Source organism: Actinokineospora cianjurensis, from assembly GCF_003663795.1.
Lineage (GTDB): Bacteria > Actinomycetota > Actinomycetes > Mycobacteriales > Pseudonocardiaceae > Actinokineospora > Actinokineospora terrae.
Map to the genome: position 1 here is coordinate 385,511 of NZ_RCDD01000003.1, position 17,030 is coordinate 402,540.

A 17,030-nucleotide genomic window follows, 5' to 3' on the forward strand; every position below is an offset into this window, starting at 1 on the left:
ACTAGCTCAGTGCGGTGAGGGTCAGGGTGGCGTCGTAGGTCCCCGAACCCACGCTCACCGGGACCTTCAGGCTCAGGTCGGCGCCGAGCAGCACCGAGCCCTTCGCGTGGTCGAGCGCCGCGCTGCCCAGCGTCGCGGGCTGCTTGAGGCCCGCGCCGCCGTCGAAGCCCGACGCCACGGCGGCACCGGCGACCGCGCCGCCGGTGTTCTCGGTGGCCTTCGGGGTCCAGCCGAGGTACTTGCCGTCGAACGAGGTGCCGTTCGCGGCGAAGTCGCTGACCTGCGCGGACACCGACCACGCGGGGGCACCGGCGCGGGTGTCGGTCACCCGGACCGGGTTGATGGAGCCGGTGGCCAGGTAGTGGTCACCGGCGGCGACGGCGGTGCCGAGGTCGACCAGGCCGTTGGTGCCGTCGATCGTCCAGACGAACTCGCCGGGCTGGACCACCTGCGGGACGGTCACCCGGACGTCCTGCTCGGTCGCGGACGGCTGCGGGTTCGGGGTGGTGGCCACGGTGTAGCCGATGTCGAAGGGCAGCGCGGGCTTGTAGTCCTGGCTGCCGCCGCACCCGGTCGAGTAGAAGTGCGGGCGGACCGCGCCGGGCACGGTGGTCACGAACTCCGGTGCCCACGAGCCCCACTGGCCTGCCGCGCAGGTGCGGTTCTGGGCGGTGCCGTCCGGCACGGTCACCTCGGTGCCCTGGTAGTCCGGGGTGACCCGGAAACCGGTCGCGGTGAGGCCGCTGAGCGAGCCCGCGTCGAAGGTGACCAGCTTGAGGCGGCCGAAGTCCTGCGCCGGGGTCGGGTTGCCGGACACGTCGATGCCCGCGCCGAGGCTGAACTCCGCGGTCAGCGAACCGGAGCCGTCAGCGGCCACGGTGACGACCGGGTTCTTGTAGACCTCGTTGGGGGCGTTGAACTGCGGCGGGTAGGCGTTGACGGTGTAGCTGCCGGTGAAGGACAGCTGACCGGCGCCGGTGGCCGGGTCGACGGTGCCGGTGCCCGCGGTGAACCTGACCGCGTTGGGCGTCTTCTGCGGCGAGGACACCGGCATCGAGGTGGCCGGGGCCGGGGCGACGACGTACTGGGTCTGCGCGCCGCCCGACACCGAACCGGTGAGCAGCGTGGTGTTGCCGGTCAGGTCCTTGAAGTTCCACGGGCCGAAGATGCCGACCTGGGCGTAGCCGCTCAGGCCCCAGACGAACGTCGCGTCGGTGACGGTCGCGGTGGCGGCAGCGGCGGGCGTGGCGCTGAGAACGGTGGCGGCGAGCAGTGCCGCCGCGCCCACGGCGACCGCCTTGGCCGCGTGTGGTCTTGCCATGTGCGTTTCCTCCTGCGTGGGACCGCGCGACCCCGAGCCCGGTCGTAGTTAGGTGAGGCTAGCCTAACTAGATTGTTCAACGCTTGACAAGAGCGACGGCCGACACACTGTCCTCTGTGGAGGATGGGCGCACGAATAAGGGGTTCCGTGGTGGAACCCCTTGCCAGGTAAGGACTATCGGACGGTCAGCAGTACACAGTGGCCAGGTCGTCGAACACCGCGCGGTTGAGCTGGAACGCCCGGTTCGCCTCGGCCACCAGCGACTCGCGCTCGCCATCGCCCCACGGCGCCCCGTCGAGAAGCGCCCGGTAGTGGTCGCGGAACGGCTTGGGCTTGGCGACCCGGTCGAAGACGTAGAACCGCACGCCGTCGTCGGCCAGCCCGTAGACCTCCTGCATCCGGCGCCGGATGACCTGGCCACCGGAGAGGTCGCCGAGGTAGCGCGTGTAGTGGTGCGCGACGAACGCGCCGCGGTCGGTCGAGCCGACCTCGACCAGCCGGTCCACATAGGACTGCGTGGCGGCCAGCGGTTCGAGCGCGTCCCGCCAGCCGGGCCCGAGCAGGAAGCCCAGGTCCAGCGCGAGCACGTCGCGCCGCAGCAGCCCGTCGATGACGAACCCCCCGATCACCGGGTCCCCCCGCCACGACTCACCCGCCCGCTCGAGGACGTCGTAGAACAGGTAGCTCTGCGCCAGCAGCCCGGCGTACGCCTCCCGCCCCAGCCCGCCGCCCAACAACGCCTCGACGAACACCGACCGCTCGGCCCGCTCGTGCTCGTCGCGCGTACCCGCCCGCAACCGAGCCGCGAATCCCTCGTCCACCGCCGTCATAGCCCACCATTCCGATAAGGATTGCCTAACCTAACTTAGGCGAGGACTCGGACTGGTACCAGCGCGATTTTCCGAACGATTCAAGCACCCACAGTGACCGTCGCCCGCCCCCAGGCACCACCCACCCCAACGATCACGACCCGCCCCCGGCACCATACCCGACCCACCACCGACGTTGAAGACCCCACGCACAGCACCCATTCCGTAGCGCTGCGCACACCCCCAACCACCCACCCGACCCCGACCGAACGGCCCAATCGACACGCCCTCCCGCACCTCCGACCCCATCGCCTCGGGTGACGTTGAGTAGTCAGTCGTGGTGGGGAACCGATCAGGGGTGGCGGAGTTGGACGCCGACGATGCAGGTGTCGTCGTCGGTGTCGGAGTTGCTGTGGGTGAGGAGGCGGTCCAGCCGTTGGTCCAAAGTGGACGTGGTGCGGGCGGCGGTGGTGAGCAGGCGGGCCAGGGATTCCTCCACGGTGCGGTCTTTGCGTTCGATGAGGCCGTCGGTGTAGAGGAGCAGGGTGTCGCGGTGGGCCAGGGACAGGTGGGCTTCCTCGTACACCGGGTCGGCGAGGCCGCCAAGGAGGGGGCCGGTGATCAGCGGCAGGGTGGTCGCGGTGCTGCCCTGGATGAGCACGGGCGGCAGGTGACCGGCGCGCCCACCGCAAAGTGCTGTCGGCGGGGTCGAACAACGCGCACACAGCAGTAGCGGTGACGTGGTCGGTCAGGTGGCGCGTGACCAGGTTCAGCCACTTCAGCAACTGCGCGGGCCCGGCCCCGGTCGCGGCGAGGCCGCGCAAGGCGTTGCGCAGCACCACCATGCTCGTCGCCGCCTCGATGCCGTGACCGGCGATGTCCCCGACGCACAGCAGGATCTGCGATGACGGCAGCACGACCGCGTCGTACCAGTCGCCGCCGATGAGGTGTTCCTTCTCCGCGGGCCGGTACCGGACCGCCACATCCAGGTGCGGGGTCTGCAACGTGTTCTGCGCGGGCGGCATGATCGCGTGCTGGAGCTGCAACGTGAGCCGCGTGCGCTCGACCGCCTCCTGCTCGCTGTGCGCCAACTGCTCCCGCGTCGCCGCCAGCGCCACCTCGGTCCAGTGCTGCGCCGAGATGTCCTGGTACGCCCCGCGCACCGCGGGCGTGTCCCCCGGCACCGGCTCGGCGATCACCCGGATGTGCCTGGCCACCCCGTCCGGCCTGCGCAACCGGAACGCCGTCGACGCCGGGCGGTTGTGGTGCAGCAGGGTGCGCAGGAACCGGCCGATCAGCACCGCGTCGTCGGGGTGCGCGTGCCGGGCCAGTTGCTCGACCGGCACCGGCGTGGCCGAGGCGGGCAGGCCGTAGAGGGCGAACAGCTCGCTGTTCCAGGCGATCTCGCCGGTCACCAGGTTCTCCTCGAACCCGCCGATGCGGCCGAGCCGTTGCGCGTGCTGGAGCAGGTTCGCCAGCCGGGTCGCCTCGTCCTCGATGTGCCACACCAGGAGCACGGCCGCGCCGACCCGGCTGATCCCGACACCGAGCGCCGCGGTGAGCGGGACCTGCTCGACCAGCGCGGTGAAGTCCACCCGGTCGGCCCGGAACGGCTCGCCGGTGGCGTACACCTGCTCCACCCGCTCGAACAGGCCGCCCTCCACCGCGGCCATCGGGTACGCCTCCAGCAGCAACGCCCCGACGACCTCGTCGCGCGGGCGGCCACCCAGGTCGGCGTAGCGCGGGTTGACGTGCGCGATCCGGAAGTCGACCACCTGGTCCGCGGCGTCGTGCTGCGGCCGCAGCACCAGCGCCGGGTCCCGCAGGCTGTCGGCCAGGTCGGCCAACTCCGACCGGCCACCCCGGTCGACCTCGGCCTCCGCGGTGCCCAGCGTCCGCGCGCACAACTGCGCCAACGCCTCCAACTGCCGCCACACCCGCGGCGCGGGCCGCTCCATCGGCTCCGGCCAGCACACCTCCAGCACGCCGAGGATCCGGCCACCGTTGCCCGCCGGGATCGCCGCCCGCGCCCCGTCCGGCACATCACGCTGACCGATAGTCGGCAACCCGGCCGCCGACAGCGACGGCACCCACGCCACATCACGCTCGGCCAACGCGAGCCGGGCGGGCACGGCCACCCCCGGCGGCACGAACCGCCACCGGCCGCACTCGTCGTCGGCGAACCCGGCGCACCCGGCCAACGTCAGCGACGAGTCGCCCCCCGCCAGCCACACCGCGACCCCGACCGCGCCCAGCGGGACGAGCGCGTACCGCAGCAACGACACCGCCACCGCCTGGGTGTCGCTCGCCGCCAACGCGCCGCTCTCCGCCGTGCGCAACCGGACCGCGACCGCACCGTCGGGCTCGGCCGTGCTGTCGACCGCGGGCAGGCGCGCCGCCTCGGTCAGCTCGTCGCGCGCCGCCTGGTCGACGATCTCCGCGGCCAGTTCCAGCTGGCTCCGCCCCGCCTGACCCGCCAACACCGCGAGCTGCGCGGCCGCCGCCGCGGGCCCGCACCCCAGGCGCTCCACCAGCACACCCGTCGCCAACTCCAGCAGCGTCCGCGCGGCCCGGGCGTCGTGCGTGCCCCGCACCTGGGCGCGCAGCCGGTCGACCGTCGCCGCGAGCCTGCCGACGACGTCCGCGCGGCGGGTCTCGGGCACCGGCAGCTCCCGGGTGGTGTCCTGCGCCATGCTCAGTCGCCCAGCCAGCGGTGCACGCGGGCGATCAACTCGTCGGCGTCGAGCGGTTTGGTGACGTAGTCGTTGGCGCCGGAGGCCAGGCTCTTCTCCCGGTCGCCCGGCATCGCCTTCGCGGTGACCGCGATGATCGGCAGGTCGATGTGCTGGGTCATCGCCCGGATCGACGCGGTGGCCGCGTAGCCGTCGAGCTCGGGCATCATCACGTCCATCAGGACCAGGTCGACGTCCGGGTGCTCGCCGAGCACCTCGATGCCGCGCCGCCCGTTCTCCGCCTGCAGCACCCGCATCCCGTGCAGCTCCAGGATGCTGGTCAGGGCGAACACGTTGCGGGCGTCGTCGTCGACCACCAGCACCTTGCGACCCGCCAGCCGCGCGTCCGGCCTGGGCGCCTCGACCACCCGCTCGTCCGGCCGCACCAGGGGCAGCACCTCGGCGGGGTCGGCGGCGGTCAGGTGCAACGCGATCCGCTCGCGCAGTTCGTCGAGGCTGGAGAGCAGCTCCAACCTGCGGGTACCGCCGCCCTCGCGCAGCGCGGCCTCCTGCGCGGGCGCCAGCCGCCGGTTGTTGTAGGCCAGCACGGGCACCGACCGCAACGTGGCGTCGGCGGTCATGTCGCGCAACAACCTGGCCGCGGCGTCGTCGGGCAGGTCCAACTCCAGCGCCAGGCAGTGGAACGCGCCACCGGCCAACGCGGCGGCCGCCTCCTGGAGCCCGACCGCGGTCACCAGCTCGATCGGCCGGTGCTCGCTGAGCTCCCCGGTCACGTCGATCACCGCGCTCTCGGCGACCAGCGACAGCAGCCCCCTGGCCCGCTGCTCGACCACCAGCAACCGGCGCGGCGCCAGGTCGGTCTGCTCGGCGGGCCCGATCTCGGCGGGCCGCGCCGCCTCGTAGTCCGGCTTGCTCACCGGCAGGTACAGCGTGAACGTCGACCCGCGCCCGGGGGCGCTGCTCGCGGTGACCGCGCCGCCGAGCAGGTGCGCGATCTCCCGGCTGATGGACAGCCCCAGCCCGGTACCGCCGTACTTGCGGCTGGTGGTGCCGTCGGCCTGCTGGAACGCGCCGAAGATCGACTCCAGCTGGTCCTCGGCGATGCCGATGCCGGTGTCGCTCACCCGGAACGCCACCACCGGCCCGTGCCCGGCCGCGGCCGGGGGCAACTCGGTGGCGTCGGCGGGCTCGATGACCAGCTCCACCTCGCCGGTCTCGGTGAACTTCACCGCGTTGGACAGCAGGTTGCCCAGCACCTGCCGCAGCCGCGAGTCGTCGGTGAACACGTGCGAGGGCACGTCGGCGGCTGCGGTGACCCGGAAGCCCAGGTCCCGCTGGGTGGTCAGCGGCCGGAACGTCGCCTCGGTGTAGTCGAGCAGCTGGCGGACCGCGACCCGCTCCGGCGAGACGTCCATCTTCCCGGCCTCGACCTTCGACAGGTCCAGGATGTCGTTGATCAGCTGCAGCAGGTCCGACCCGGCGGAGTGGATGATCCCGGCGTACTCGACCTGCTTGGCCGAGAGGTTGCGGGTCGGGTTCTGCGCCAGCAACTGGGCCAGGATCAGCAGGCTGTTGAGCGGGGTGCGCAGCTCGTGGCTCATGTTGGCCAGGAACTCCGACTTGTACTTCGAGGCCAGCGCCAACTGCTGGGCGCGCGCCTCCAGCTCCTGGCGGGCCTGCTCGATCTCCAGGTTCTTGGTCTCGATGTCGCGGTTGCGGACCGCGAGCAGCACCGCCTTCTCCTCCAGCTCCGCGTTCGACGACTGCAACTCGTCCTGGCGGACCTGCAACTCCTGCGAGCGGGCCCGCAGCTCCTCGGTGAGCCGCTGCGACTGCTGCAGCAGGGCGTCGGTGCGGGCGTTGGCGACGATGGTGTTGACGTTGACGCCGATGGTCTCCATGAGCGGTTCGAGGAACGCCACGTGCACCGGGGTGAAGCGGTGCACCGAGGCCAGCTCGATCACCCCGAGCACCTGGTCCTCCACCATGATCGGCAGCACCAGCACCGAGGTCGGGTCGGTCTGCCCGAGCCCGGAGGTGATCCGCACGTACCCCGGCGGCAGGTCGTCCACCGCGATGGTCCGCCTGCTGCGCGCGGCCTGCCCGACCAGCGACTGGCCCTGCTCGAAGCGGCGCTCCCCCGGGGTGTCCGGGTGCCCGTAGGACCCGATCAACCGCAGGCCCGCGCCGCTGGCCTCCTCGGCCAGCTCCTCGGCCAGGTAGAACCCGCCGAACTGGGCGCCGACCAGCGGCACCAGCTCGTCCATCACCAGCGCGGCGACCACCGTCAGGTCGCGGTGGCCCTGCATCAACCCCGAGATCCTGGCCAGGTTCGACTTGAGCCAGTCCTGCTCCTGGTTGGCCTGGGTGGACTGGCGCAGCGACTCCACCATGGAGTTGATGTTGTCCTTGAGCTCGGAGACCTCACCGGAGGCGTCCACGCTGATCGAGCGGGTCAGGTCGCCCTCGGCGACCGCGCTGGTCACCTCGGCGATCGCCCGGACCTGCCTGGTGAGGTTCCCGGCCAGCTCGTTGACGTTCTCGGTGAGCCGCTTCCAGGTCCCGGACACGCCCTCGACCTCGGCCTGACCACCCAGCCTGCCCTCGGTGCCGACCTCGCGGGCCACGCGCGTGACCTCGGAGGCGAACGACGAGAGCCGGTCGACCATGGTGTTGATCGTGGTCTTGAGCTCCAGGATCTCGCCTGCGGCGTCCACGTCGATCTTGCGGGTCAGGTCGCCCTGGGCCACCGCGGTGGTCACCTGGGCGATGTTGCGGACCTGGCTGGTCAGGTTGTTGGCCATCGAGTTGACGTTGTCGGTCAGGTCCTTCCAGGTACCCGCCACGTTCGGCACCCGCGCCTGCCCGCCGAGCCTGCCGTCGGTGCCCACCTCACGGGCCACCCTGGTCACCTCGTCGGCGAACGCCGAGAGCGTGTCGACCATGACGTTGATGACCCCGGCCAGCGCGGCGACCTCGCCCTTGGCCTCCACGATGATCTTCTGCGACAGGTCGCCGCGGGCGACGGCGGTGGCGACCTGGGCGATGGACCGCACCTGCCCGGTCAGGTTCGACGCCATGACGTTGACGTTGTCGGTCAGGCCCTTCCAGGTACCGGACACACCCCGCACCGTCGCCTGGCCACCGAGGTTGCCCTCCGTGCCGACCTCACGGGCCACCCGGGTCACCTCGTCGGCGAACGCGGACAGCTGGTCGACCATCGTGTTGATCGTGTCCTTGAGCTCCAGGATCTCGCCGCGCGCGTCGACCCGGATCTTCTGCGACAGGTCGCCCTTCGCCACCGCCGTGGTCACCTGCGCGATCGACCGGACCTGCGCGGTCAGGTTGTCGGCCATGACGTTCACCGACTCGGTGAGCGCCTTCCAGGTGCCGGACACGCCCTTGACGTCCGCCTGACCACCCAGCCTGCCCTCGGTACCGACCTCACGGGCGACTCTCGTGACCTCGTCGGCGAAGGCGGAGAGCTGGTCGACCATCGTGTTGATCGTGTTCTTGAGTTCGAGGATCTCGCCCCGGGCGTCGACGGTGATGTTCTGGGACAGGTCGCCGCGGGCGACGGCGGTGGCGACCTGGGCGATGGACCGCACCTGCGCGGTCAGGTTGCCCGCCATGAAGTTCACGGAGTCGGTGAGGTCGCGCCACGTGCCGGACACGCCCTTCACGTCCGCTTGGCCGCCGAGGATGCCCTCGGTACCGACCTCGCGGGCCACGCGCGTGACCTCGTCGGCGAACGCGGACAACTGGTCGACCATCGTGTTGATCGTGTTCTTGAGCTCCAGGATCTCGCCCCGGGCGTCCACGGTGATCTTCTGGGACAGGTCGCCCTGCGCGACGGCGGTGGTCACCTGGGCGATGGACCGGACCTGCGCGGTCAGGTTGCCCGCCATGAAGTTCACCGAGTCGGTCAAGTCACGCCACGTGCCACCAACACCCGGCACCTGCGCCTGACCACCCAGCCGACCCTCGCTGCCCACCTCGCGGGCCACGCGCGTCACCTCGTCGGCGAACGCCGAGAGCTGGCCCACCATGGTGTTCACGGTGTCCTTGAGCTCCAGGATCTCACCGCGGGCGTCGACCGTGATCTTCTGCGACAGGTCGCCCTTGGCCACCGCCGTCGCCACCTGCGCGATGTCACGCACCTGACTGGTCAGGTTGCCCGCCATGAAGTTCACCGAGTCGGTCAGATCCCGCCACGTACCACCGACGCCGGGCACCTGCGCCTGACCACCGAGCCTGCCCTCGCTACCCACCTCACGGGCCACCCGCGTCACCTCGTCGGCGAACGCGGAGAGCTGGTCGACCATCGTGTTGACGGTCTCCTTCAGCTCCAGGATCTCGCCCCGCGCGTCGACGTCGATCTTCTGCGACAGATCGCCCTTCGCCACCGCCGTCGCCACCTGCGCGATGTCACGCACCTGGGTCGTCAGGTTGCCCGCCATGGCGTTGACCGAGTCGGTCAGGTCCCGCCACGTGCCGGACACGCCCTTCACGTCCGCCTGCCCACCGAGCCTGCCCTCGGTACCGACCTCACGGGCCACCCGCGTGACCTCGGAGGTGAACAACGACAACTGGTCGACCATGCCGTTGAACACCGTGGCGATCTCACCGAGCAGGCCATCGGCGCCATCGGGCAACCGGGTGCCGAAGTCACCGTCGCGCACCGCGGTCAGACCCGCGAGCAACCCGCGCAGCTCCAACTCGCCGACGCCGTGGGAGGACTCGCCCCGTCTCTCCCCGGCGGCCCCGGCGTGGGCGCCGTCCACTCGCGTGTCGCTCATCGCCCGTCCCTCGTGCGCAGGCACCCGCGGGGTCGCGGAGTGTCCTGGGTAACCGTACTCAGCCGGGCCAGGCAGTCGAGTGCGACGGCACCAGTTGTGCGCGCCCGCACCCGAAAGGCGGCCCCGCGCGCACACCGGGTCACCACCGGGCCCCCGAACAGGTTGTCCCGCAACGGCATCAGCGCCGCGCAAGCCCCACGCAAGCACCGGGCAAACAGCGGTGGACAGCATCGGCGGCGAACGCTCCCCGGGAGTCGACGGGCAGGACATGCCCCCTCGGGGAACGGGCAGGAGGATCGAGATGCGCGCGTTGCTGCGTCGGGCGCTGATCGCCGCGGTCACCACCGCCACCGTGGCGGTGGGAGTGGCCGGGACCGCCGGAGCGGTCCAGAACAAGCCGCTGAGCGCCGACTACGGCCCGGTGGCCACGCTGACCCCCGCGGTCGGCCGGGACATCGACGGCAGGCTCGTGGTCTTCTCCAGAGGTTCGGACCGGTCGCTCTGGTACGACACCCAGGCCGTTCCCGGGGTCGGCTGGAACGGGTGGCGCAACGTCGGCAACCGCCAGTTGGGGGGCAAGCCGGTCGCGGACCGCGACGCCAGCGGCCACCTGGTCGTGTTCGCGCGGGGCACCGACAACGCGCTGTGGTGGCGCGCGCAGGCCGACACGGGGACCTTCGGGCCGTGGATCCGCATCGGCGGCAGCCTGACCGACGACCCCGCGGTGGCCCGCAACGCCGACGGGTCGCTGTCGGCCCTGGTGCGCGGGACCATCGGGGAACTGTGGGTGTGGAAGCAGGACGGGCCGGACGCGACCACCGGGACGTGGACCAACCTCGGCGGCGGGATCATCGGGTCCCCGGCCGTGGCCGCGCAGTCGGACGGGCGCCTGGTGGCCGTCGTCCGGGGCGGCGGTGACGCGGTGTACGTCAAGACGCAGGCCGTGGCGTCGGGCGCGTGGGAGGCCGATTACGTCTACATCGGGGGAGCCATCAACACCCCGCCCGCCGTGCAGCGCGGCGTGGACGGCTTGCTGCACCTGCTCGTGCGCGGTCTGGACAACGCGCTCTACGAACTCCCGCAGACCGAGCCGAGCGGCCCGTTCGGCAGCTACACCCGCGTGGGCGGCGACTGGGCGGCCGAGCAGTTCGCGTCCAGCCGCCAGGCCGACGGTCGACTCAGCGTCTTCGGCCGTGGTTCCGACAACGCCATCTGGACCGTCGTGGAAACCGAGGCGGGCTCCGGCAGGTTCAACTCGCCGGTGACCCTCGGCGGCCGCTTCACCAGCGGCGCGGCGGTTTCGGTGAACGTCGACGGCCGCCTCCAGGTCTTCGCCACCGGCACCGACCGCCAGGTCTGGTCCACCACCCAGACCGACCCCGACGGCCGCTACGCGGGCTTCACCATCACCGACTGACCCGTATCACCGACTAGCCCATCACGCGGACGGCCCAGGTCACCCTCCCCCGGGAGCGACCTGGGCCGTTCGCGTTCCATCGAGCCGAGTCTACAAAGGACCTATCGGTACGCGGGTGGGGGTGTAGGGGGCTTCGGGGAGTGGGCGGGTCAGGGCTTGCTGGAGCGCGGCGCGCAGGACCGGGCCGGGTTCCAGGCCAAGATGGTCGACCAGGCGGGCGCGGATGGTGTTGAGGACGGCGACCGCCTCGGCTTGCCTGCCGCAGGTGGTGAGCAGGTGTGCCCAGCTGGCGTAGACCGCCTCGTCCATCGGGCGTTCGATGGCCAGGGCGGCGAGGGCGGGCACCGCCACCAGGTGGCTGCCGGAGGTGATGGCGGCGTCGGCCAGGGCGCAGGCCGCGGCTGTTCGGGTGAGATCCCATCCCGCGGTGGTGGGGAAATCCGCGGCGACCGGGTGGGCGTCGAGGACCGGGCCGCGCCAGATGGCCAGCGCGGCGGCGAGGTGGCGGACCCGGACGACGGTGGCGGTGGTGCGGTCCATGCCGCGGCAGGCCAGGTGGTCGAACCGGTCGGCGTCGAGGGTCCACGGGCCGAGGTCGAGCCGGTAGGAGTCGTTGTCGCGGGTGATGTGGGTGCCGGGGAACGCCGAGCGCAACCAGCCGCGCAGCCGGGAGATGGCCACGTGCACCGCCTTCATCCCCGACGGCGGCACCGAGTCCGGCCACGCCAGGTCCAGCAGGTGCCGCCCGGTGACCGCCCGCCGCGCGACCAGCAACGTCATCAGCACCACCCGCTGGACCCCGACCGGCACCGGCATCGCGGCCCCGAGGCGGTGGGCCCGCAACGGCCCCAGCACGTCGAACCCACCACCGTCGTCGACCACGCGACCTCCCGACGCCAGCGACAACCCCCACCGACTATGCCACTGTCCACAATCACCGTGGGGTGACTCCCACACCACCCCGCGCCGCTCGCCCGACCCCTTGGCACACCCTGGATGGAGCAGCGACCACCCCGACCGAGCACCACCCCTCACCCCACCGCAAACCCTCCGCGACGACCCCCGATGCACCCCACCGCACGACCCCGTCACCATCACGCACGTCAGGACCTTGACACCCCTTGGCACAACCCGTTGCCCGAGTCTCATCGCCGAAGGTCCTGGTCTCCCCTCCAGGCGCGCTTTGTGGCGACGCGTCGGCTTGCCTGCTCCTCCACCGACTTCCACCTTCTGCCCATTATCTAGATAGCGGTTAGCGGATCAAGCGATGCGGATAGCACAGACCAGCCGAAGGGAAATCGAGGCAAGAAGCGATCACGGAGCGGGGAGGGGCTCCAGAACCGGGTCCCGGAGGTGGCGGTAGATGATGTCGCTGCGGAAGGTGACGATCTCCTTGCGGACGGCCAGCCGGTCGACCAGGAAGGCGTGCAGGTGGTCGATGGACTGGACGCTGACGTGGATGAGGAAGTCGTCGTCGCCCGCGGACTGCCTGGTGATCACCCTGGCTTTCGCGGCGTGAGGTGTTCGACATCCGGGAGGGACGGCGGGTGCAGGCTCAAGCACTACCCCGACCTCGACGCCGCGATCGCCGACGTGCTTAGGCTTTCGCGGGCCAGGACAGCGAAGTGCGCGGCGGCCGGGCTCCCGTTCGGGGGCGGCAAGAGCGTGATCGCGCTACCACCGGGCACGCGACTCGACCCGGACCTGCGGCGGGCCGCGATCCTGGACCACGCCGACCTCATCGCCGATTTCGACGGCGGCTACCGCGCAGGCCCCGACATCGGCACCGGCCCGGCGGACATGCTCGAGTTCCCGCACGCCTTCCGCGCCCCCGAGTCGGCGGGCGGGAGCGGGTCGTCCAGCGAACCCACCGCGATCGGCGTCCGGGCGGCACTGCGCGCGGCGACCGGTTCCGTGGCAGGCAAACGGGTCGTCCTGATCGGACTCGGCTCGGTGGGCGCGTACCTGGCGGAGAGCCTCGTCCGCGACGGCGCCGAGGTCACCGCCACCGACATCGACGCCGGAAACGCCTGCTGGCAACAAGACTGGGCGCGGGGTGGGTCGCCCCGGAGCAGGCGCTGACCGTCCCCGCCGACGTGCTGGTCCCCGCCGCCATCGGCGGCCTGATCGACCACGACACCGAGATCGCCGCCGACCTCGTCGTCGGCCCGGCCAACAACCAACTGGTCACCGACGACGTCGCCGACACCCTGGCGGACAAGGGGATCACCTGGATCCCGGACTTCGTCGCGAGCGCGGGCGGGATCTTCTACACCGTCGCCCGCGAGGTGGACCGCCTCCCGCACGACGCGGCGCTGGTGGAGGTCGACCGCATCGCCGACACCGTCCGCGCGATCCTCGACACCGATACCACTCCACTTGACGCCGCGAACACGCCGGTGGCACTGCGAATGGCGGAGCCCGGCCACCACCGGTGACCGGGCTCCGCGGCATCATACTCCACAGTGGACGATCAGCAGGCGCCGAGGCTGGTCCACGTCCACGGTGCCGCACTGGGCCGTTCGGACCGGGTCCACCAGTTGGCCTGGTAGAGCTTCCCGTCCTGCGACACCCGGTTGCCCGCGACGTAGGTGGAGTTCTTCTGCCACACGGGGGACGTGCACGCGGGCGGGTACGGCCCACCGGTCACCGCGGGGAGGTCGAAGCTGTACCCCTCGGCCTTCCAGCGGGGGATGAGCTGCTGGTACGCCGCGAGCGTGGGGTGGCGGTCGCCACCCCCGTCGTGCGACAGCACGACCGCGGTCGGGTAGACCTGCGCGGTGAGCCGTTCCACCAGGACCGGCGCGGCGGAACCGTCCCAGTCGCGGGGGTCGACGGTCCAGGCCACCGACGAGTGGCCCAGCGACGCGGCGATGTCGGTGACCCCGTTGCCCCAGCTGCCGAACGGCGCCCGGAAGTACGGGATCGGCAGGGTCGGGTTGCCCGCCGCCTGGCGGATGGCGGCGTCGGTGGCGGTCAGGTTCGCCCGGACCTGCGCCGGGGTCAGTGCCGAGAGGTCCTCGTGCGCGTACGAGTGGTTGCACAGCGGGTGCCCGTCGGCGACGATCCGCTTGACCAGATCGGGCGCTTGGGCCGCGGTGGACCCCATCAGGCAGAACACGGCGCGGATCCTGTTCTCCCGCAACAGGTCCAGCAGCGCCGGGGTGATCTCGGGAGCCGGACCGTCGTCGAAGGTGAGCGCGAGGACCTTGCCGGTGCTCCGGGTGGTGTAGACGACCTCCCCGGTGGGGGTCGGGGCGGCGGCCGCGGCGGGGGCGGTGGCGGCCACCAGCAGGGCGAGGGTGACGAGGGTGAGTCGCTTCAGCATGGAACTCCCTTCCTGCGGGCGAACCCTATGCGCGGCAACGGCACCCGGGCGACCATTAGATGATCTTGTTTGTCGATCGCCGAAGTGCCCACTGTGGACCGGTTCGGGCGCACAGGCTCCTCTGGCTGACCACACAGGTCGGACATAGCCGCGGTGGCGAACCTTGGTGCGTACCGGACGAACGGCGCAGACACCCGAGGAGCACCGCATGAACACCGAGTCCCCCACCACCGACCAGTCCACCTGGGGCGCTCCGGCCGACAAGGGCGACTCCCCCACCCCCCGCCGCTGGTCGCCGAGGAGGGCGGCGCTGGCGGTGATCGTCGCGGTGGGGATCGCGGGCGCGGGCGGGTACGCCGCCTACGCCGCCACCGGTAGCGACACCAGCCAGAGCACCGACCAGGGCCCGGGCGGCCAGGGCGGCGGCACGGGCCCCGGCGGCGGGCTGACCGGCGCGCTGCACGGCGAGTTCCAGGTTTCCGACGGCTCCGGTGGCACCACGACCCGGGTGTTGCAGACTGGGGAGGTCACCGCCATCAGCGCGACCGAGCTGACGGCGGTGAGCGAGGACGGCTACACCAAGACCTACACGATCACGGCCGACACCGACCTCACCACGAGCACCGCCGCCGGGGCGAGTGACGACATCGCCTCCGGTGACACGGTGACCGTCGTGGCGACCGTGTCCGGCGACACCGCGACCGCGACCACCGTCCGTGAGCAGGGCACCGAGGGCGGCCAACCGCCGACCCAGCCCACCGCGGGCGACTAGCCGCGCACCGGGCGTGACGGGGGTCATCCAGGGTCGCATGTGGTCGTTTAGGGTCTAGCGCTGACCACGTACGGAGAGCCGATGCCACCGACGCCCGAGGACCCAGCCCCCGCCGACGTCCCGGTGGAAGCCGTCGCGCCGCTGGCCAGGGGCCTGCTGCTGACCCGGTTGCTCACCGACTCCGGCGGCACGCTCAGCCCCAGCGAGCTGCAGCGGGCCAGCGGCCTGGCCCGCTCGACGGTGGACCGGGTCGTGGCGACCCTGGAGCGGATGGGCTACCTGCGGGTGGACCGGCGCGAGGTCAGCCTGGCGCCGCGGCTGCTGGAGCCGGGCAACGCCTACCTGGCGGCGCTCGGCATCCCCGACCGGCTCGGCCCGATGGCGCGGCGGCTTGCCCAGGAGCTCGACGAGTCGGTGTCGCTGGCCGTCGGGGACGGCGACGGGGTCCGGTTCGTCCAGCACGCCACCCGGCGCCGGGCCGTGTCGCTGACCTTCGGCATCGGCGACCTGCTGCCCGCCGAGCGCACCGCGGCCGGGCAGCTGATCGCCACCGGCTGGGCCGAGCAGGACTGGGCCCGCTGGCAGGACCGCCGCGTCGCCGACCCGGACGACCACGGCTTCCCCGCCGTCGGCCCGCGCCAGGGCCCCTCCCCCGACTTCCCGGCCCTGGTGGCGGCGGCGGGCGAGCGCGGGTGGGCGGTGGACGACCAACTGGTGGAGCGCGGGCTGGTGGCGCTGGCGGTGCCGGTGCGGTCGCCGGACGGGCGGGTGGCGTGCGTGACGAGCGTGTCGAGCCACACCAGCCGCCACAGCGCCGAGTCGCTGCGCCGGGAGCTGCTGCCCTGCCTGCGCGACGCCATCGCGGCGATGGAGCACGAACTGCGGACCGCGCCCCGACCCGCTGACGACGGCGGCGCCGCGGTGGGCCTGGCGGCGTGGACCGGGGCGTCGAAGCAGGAACTGGGCCGGGAGTTCATCGAGTCGCTGGCCAGGGGCCTGACCGTGCTGACCGCGTTCGGCGCGGGCCGGGCCGAACTGGGCCTGAGCGCGGTCGCCCACGCCACCGGCCTGGCCAGGGCGACGGCGAGACGGGCGCTGATCACCCTCGTCCACCTCGGCTACGTCAGTACGGACGGCCGCCTGTTCCGGCCGACACCGCGCGTGCTCGGCCTCGGCTTCCCGGTGCTGGCCGCGACCACGCTGGCCAGGATCGCCACCCCGCACCTGGAGGAACTGGCGGCCCAGGTCCGCGACTCGTCCTCCCTGGCCGTCGCCGCCGACGACGACCGCGACATCCAGTACGTCGCCAGAGCGGCGACCCGGCGGATCATGGACATCGAGATCACCCTGGGCACCCGCTTCCCGGCGTACGCCACGGGGATGGGACGGGTCCTGCTGGCCAGCCTGCCACCAGCCGAACTGCGCCTGCGGCTGGACCGGACGCGGCAGCGGGCGCTCACCCCGCACACGATCACCGGCCGGGCGGAACTGCTCGCCGCGCTCGACGAGGTCCGGACACGGGGCTACGCGGTGGTCGACGAGGAGTTGGAGATCGGGGTGCGCTCGGTGGCGGTCCCGGTGCGCGACCGCGCCGGAGCAGTGGTCGCAGCCGTGAACGTCGCCATGCACAGCGAACGCCGCACCCACGAAGAATGCCTCACCGACGTCCTCCCCCGCCTCCGCGACGCGGCCACCGCCATCGAATCCGACCTCCACGTCACCGAACGCTTCGCCACCGTCCCCAAGGTCTGACCACTCTCCCAGACCACCGCGCCAAGTCCGCCCACCACACGGGACGCGTGGGGACGCGACCGCGAGGCCAGGATTTCCACGAGGCTGCCCAACAACCGCCCCTCACAGCGATCGGTCCTCAACGTGCCCCTCTACAAGG

At 72.0% G+C, this 17,030-nt stretch carries 12 protein-coding genes; 5 read left to right on the forward strand and 7 right to left on the reverse strand.

Going from position 1 to position 17,030, the window contains the following annotated elements:
- Window position 1 precedes the first annotated feature (1 nt).
- The 4 genes from CLV68_RS21375 to CLV68_RS21390 form a co-directional block, all read right to left on the reverse strand.
- Window positions 2–1,321, reverse strand: a complete 1,320-nt coding sequence (locus CLV68_RS21375) for an HtaA domain-containing protein (RefSeq protein ID WP_121392683.1) — start codon at window positions 1,319–1,321, stop codon at window positions 2–4.
- 185 nt (window positions 1,322–1,506) lie between these two features.
- Window positions 1,507–2,151, reverse strand: a complete 645-nt coding sequence (locus CLV68_RS21380; protein WP_121392684.1) for a biliverdin-producing heme oxygenase — start codon at window positions 2,149–2,151, stop codon at window positions 1,507–1,509.
- 80 nt (window positions 2,152–2,231) lie between these two features.
- On the reverse strand, window positions 2,232–4,823 hold the full coding sequence (locus CLV68_RS35905; protein WP_425454870.1) for a PP2C family protein-serine/threonine phosphatase: 2,592 nt from the start codon (window positions 4,821–4,823) through the stop codon (window positions 2,232–2,234).
- Between the two features lie 2 nt (window positions 4,824–4,825).
- Window positions 4,826–9,622 carry a HAMP domain-containing protein gene (locus CLV68_RS21390; RefSeq protein ID WP_246010029.1) on the reverse strand — a complete coding sequence of 1,599 codons (4,797 nt, stop codon included), beginning with the start codon at window positions 9,620–9,622 and terminating at the stop codon, window positions 4,826–4,828.
- A gap of 301 nt (window positions 9,623–9,923) precedes the next feature.
- Between CLV68_RS21390 and CLV68_RS21395 the strand changes: the two genes are divergently transcribed.
- Window positions 9,924–11,039: a PLL family lectin gene (locus CLV68_RS21395; protein WP_121392685.1), complete on the forward strand. Its 1,116-nt coding sequence runs from the start codon at window positions 9,924–9,926 to the stop codon at window positions 11,037–11,039.
- Between the two features lie 90 nt (window positions 11,040–11,129).
- Here the strand turns inward: CLV68_RS21395 and CLV68_RS21400 are convergent, their stop codons facing one another.
- Both CLV68_RS21400 and CLV68_RS21405 read right to left on the reverse strand, forming a co-directional pair.
- A complete protein-coding gene (locus CLV68_RS21400; protein ID WP_170224501.1) occupies window positions 11,130–11,921 on the reverse strand; it encodes an AfsR/SARP family transcriptional regulator in 792 nt (263 codons plus the stop codon).
- 432 nt (window positions 11,922–12,353) lie between these two features.
- The gene (locus tag CLV68_RS21405) at window positions 12,354–12,539 is read right to left on the reverse strand and encodes an Lrp/AsnC ligand binding domain-containing protein (RefSeq protein WP_211346706.1); all 186 of its coding nucleotides are present in this window, start codon (window positions 12,537–12,539) and stop codon (window positions 12,354–12,356) included.
- Between the two features lie 15 nt (window positions 12,540–12,554).
- Here CLV68_RS21405 and CLV68_RS21410 point away from each other — a divergent pair, with 15 nt between their 5' ends.
- On the forward strand, window positions 12,555–13,121 hold the full coding sequence (locus tag CLV68_RS21410) for a Glu/Leu/Phe/Val dehydrogenase dimerization domain-containing protein (RefSeq protein ID WP_170224502.1): 567 nt from the start codon (window positions 12,555–12,557) through the stop codon (window positions 13,119–13,121).
- Between the two features lie 14 nt (window positions 13,122–13,135).
- Window positions 13,136–13,477 carry a Rossmann-fold NAD(P)-binding domain-containing protein gene (locus CLV68_RS34115; RefSeq protein WP_170224503.1) on the forward strand — a complete coding sequence of 114 codons (342 nt, stop codon included), beginning with the start codon at window positions 13,136–13,138 and terminating at the stop codon, window positions 13,475–13,477.
- Between the two features lie 35 nt (window positions 13,478–13,512).
- Here CLV68_RS34115 and CLV68_RS21420 read toward each other — a convergent pair whose 3' ends face one another.
- Entirely contained in the window at window positions 13,513–14,367 is an 855-nt protein-coding gene (locus CLV68_RS21420; RefSeq protein ID WP_121392688.1) for a polysaccharide deacetylase family protein, read from the reverse strand.
- 208 nt (window positions 14,368–14,575) lie between these two features.
- Here CLV68_RS21420 and CLV68_RS21425 point away from each other — a divergent pair, with 208 nt between their 5' ends.
- Together CLV68_RS21425 and CLV68_RS35910 are read left to right on the forward strand one after the other, a co-directional pair.
- Entirely contained in the window at window positions 14,576–15,139 is a 564-nt protein-coding gene (locus CLV68_RS21425) for a hypothetical protein (RefSeq protein ID WP_121392689.1), read from the forward strand.
- An 81-nt stretch (window positions 15,140–15,220) separates the two neighbouring features.
- Window positions 15,221–16,891, forward strand: a complete 1,671-nt coding sequence (locus CLV68_RS35910) for an IclR family transcriptional regulator domain-containing protein (protein ID WP_121392690.1) — start codon at window positions 15,221–15,223, stop codon at window positions 16,889–16,891.
- The last annotated feature ends 139 nt before the right edge of the window (window positions 16,892–17,030 follow it).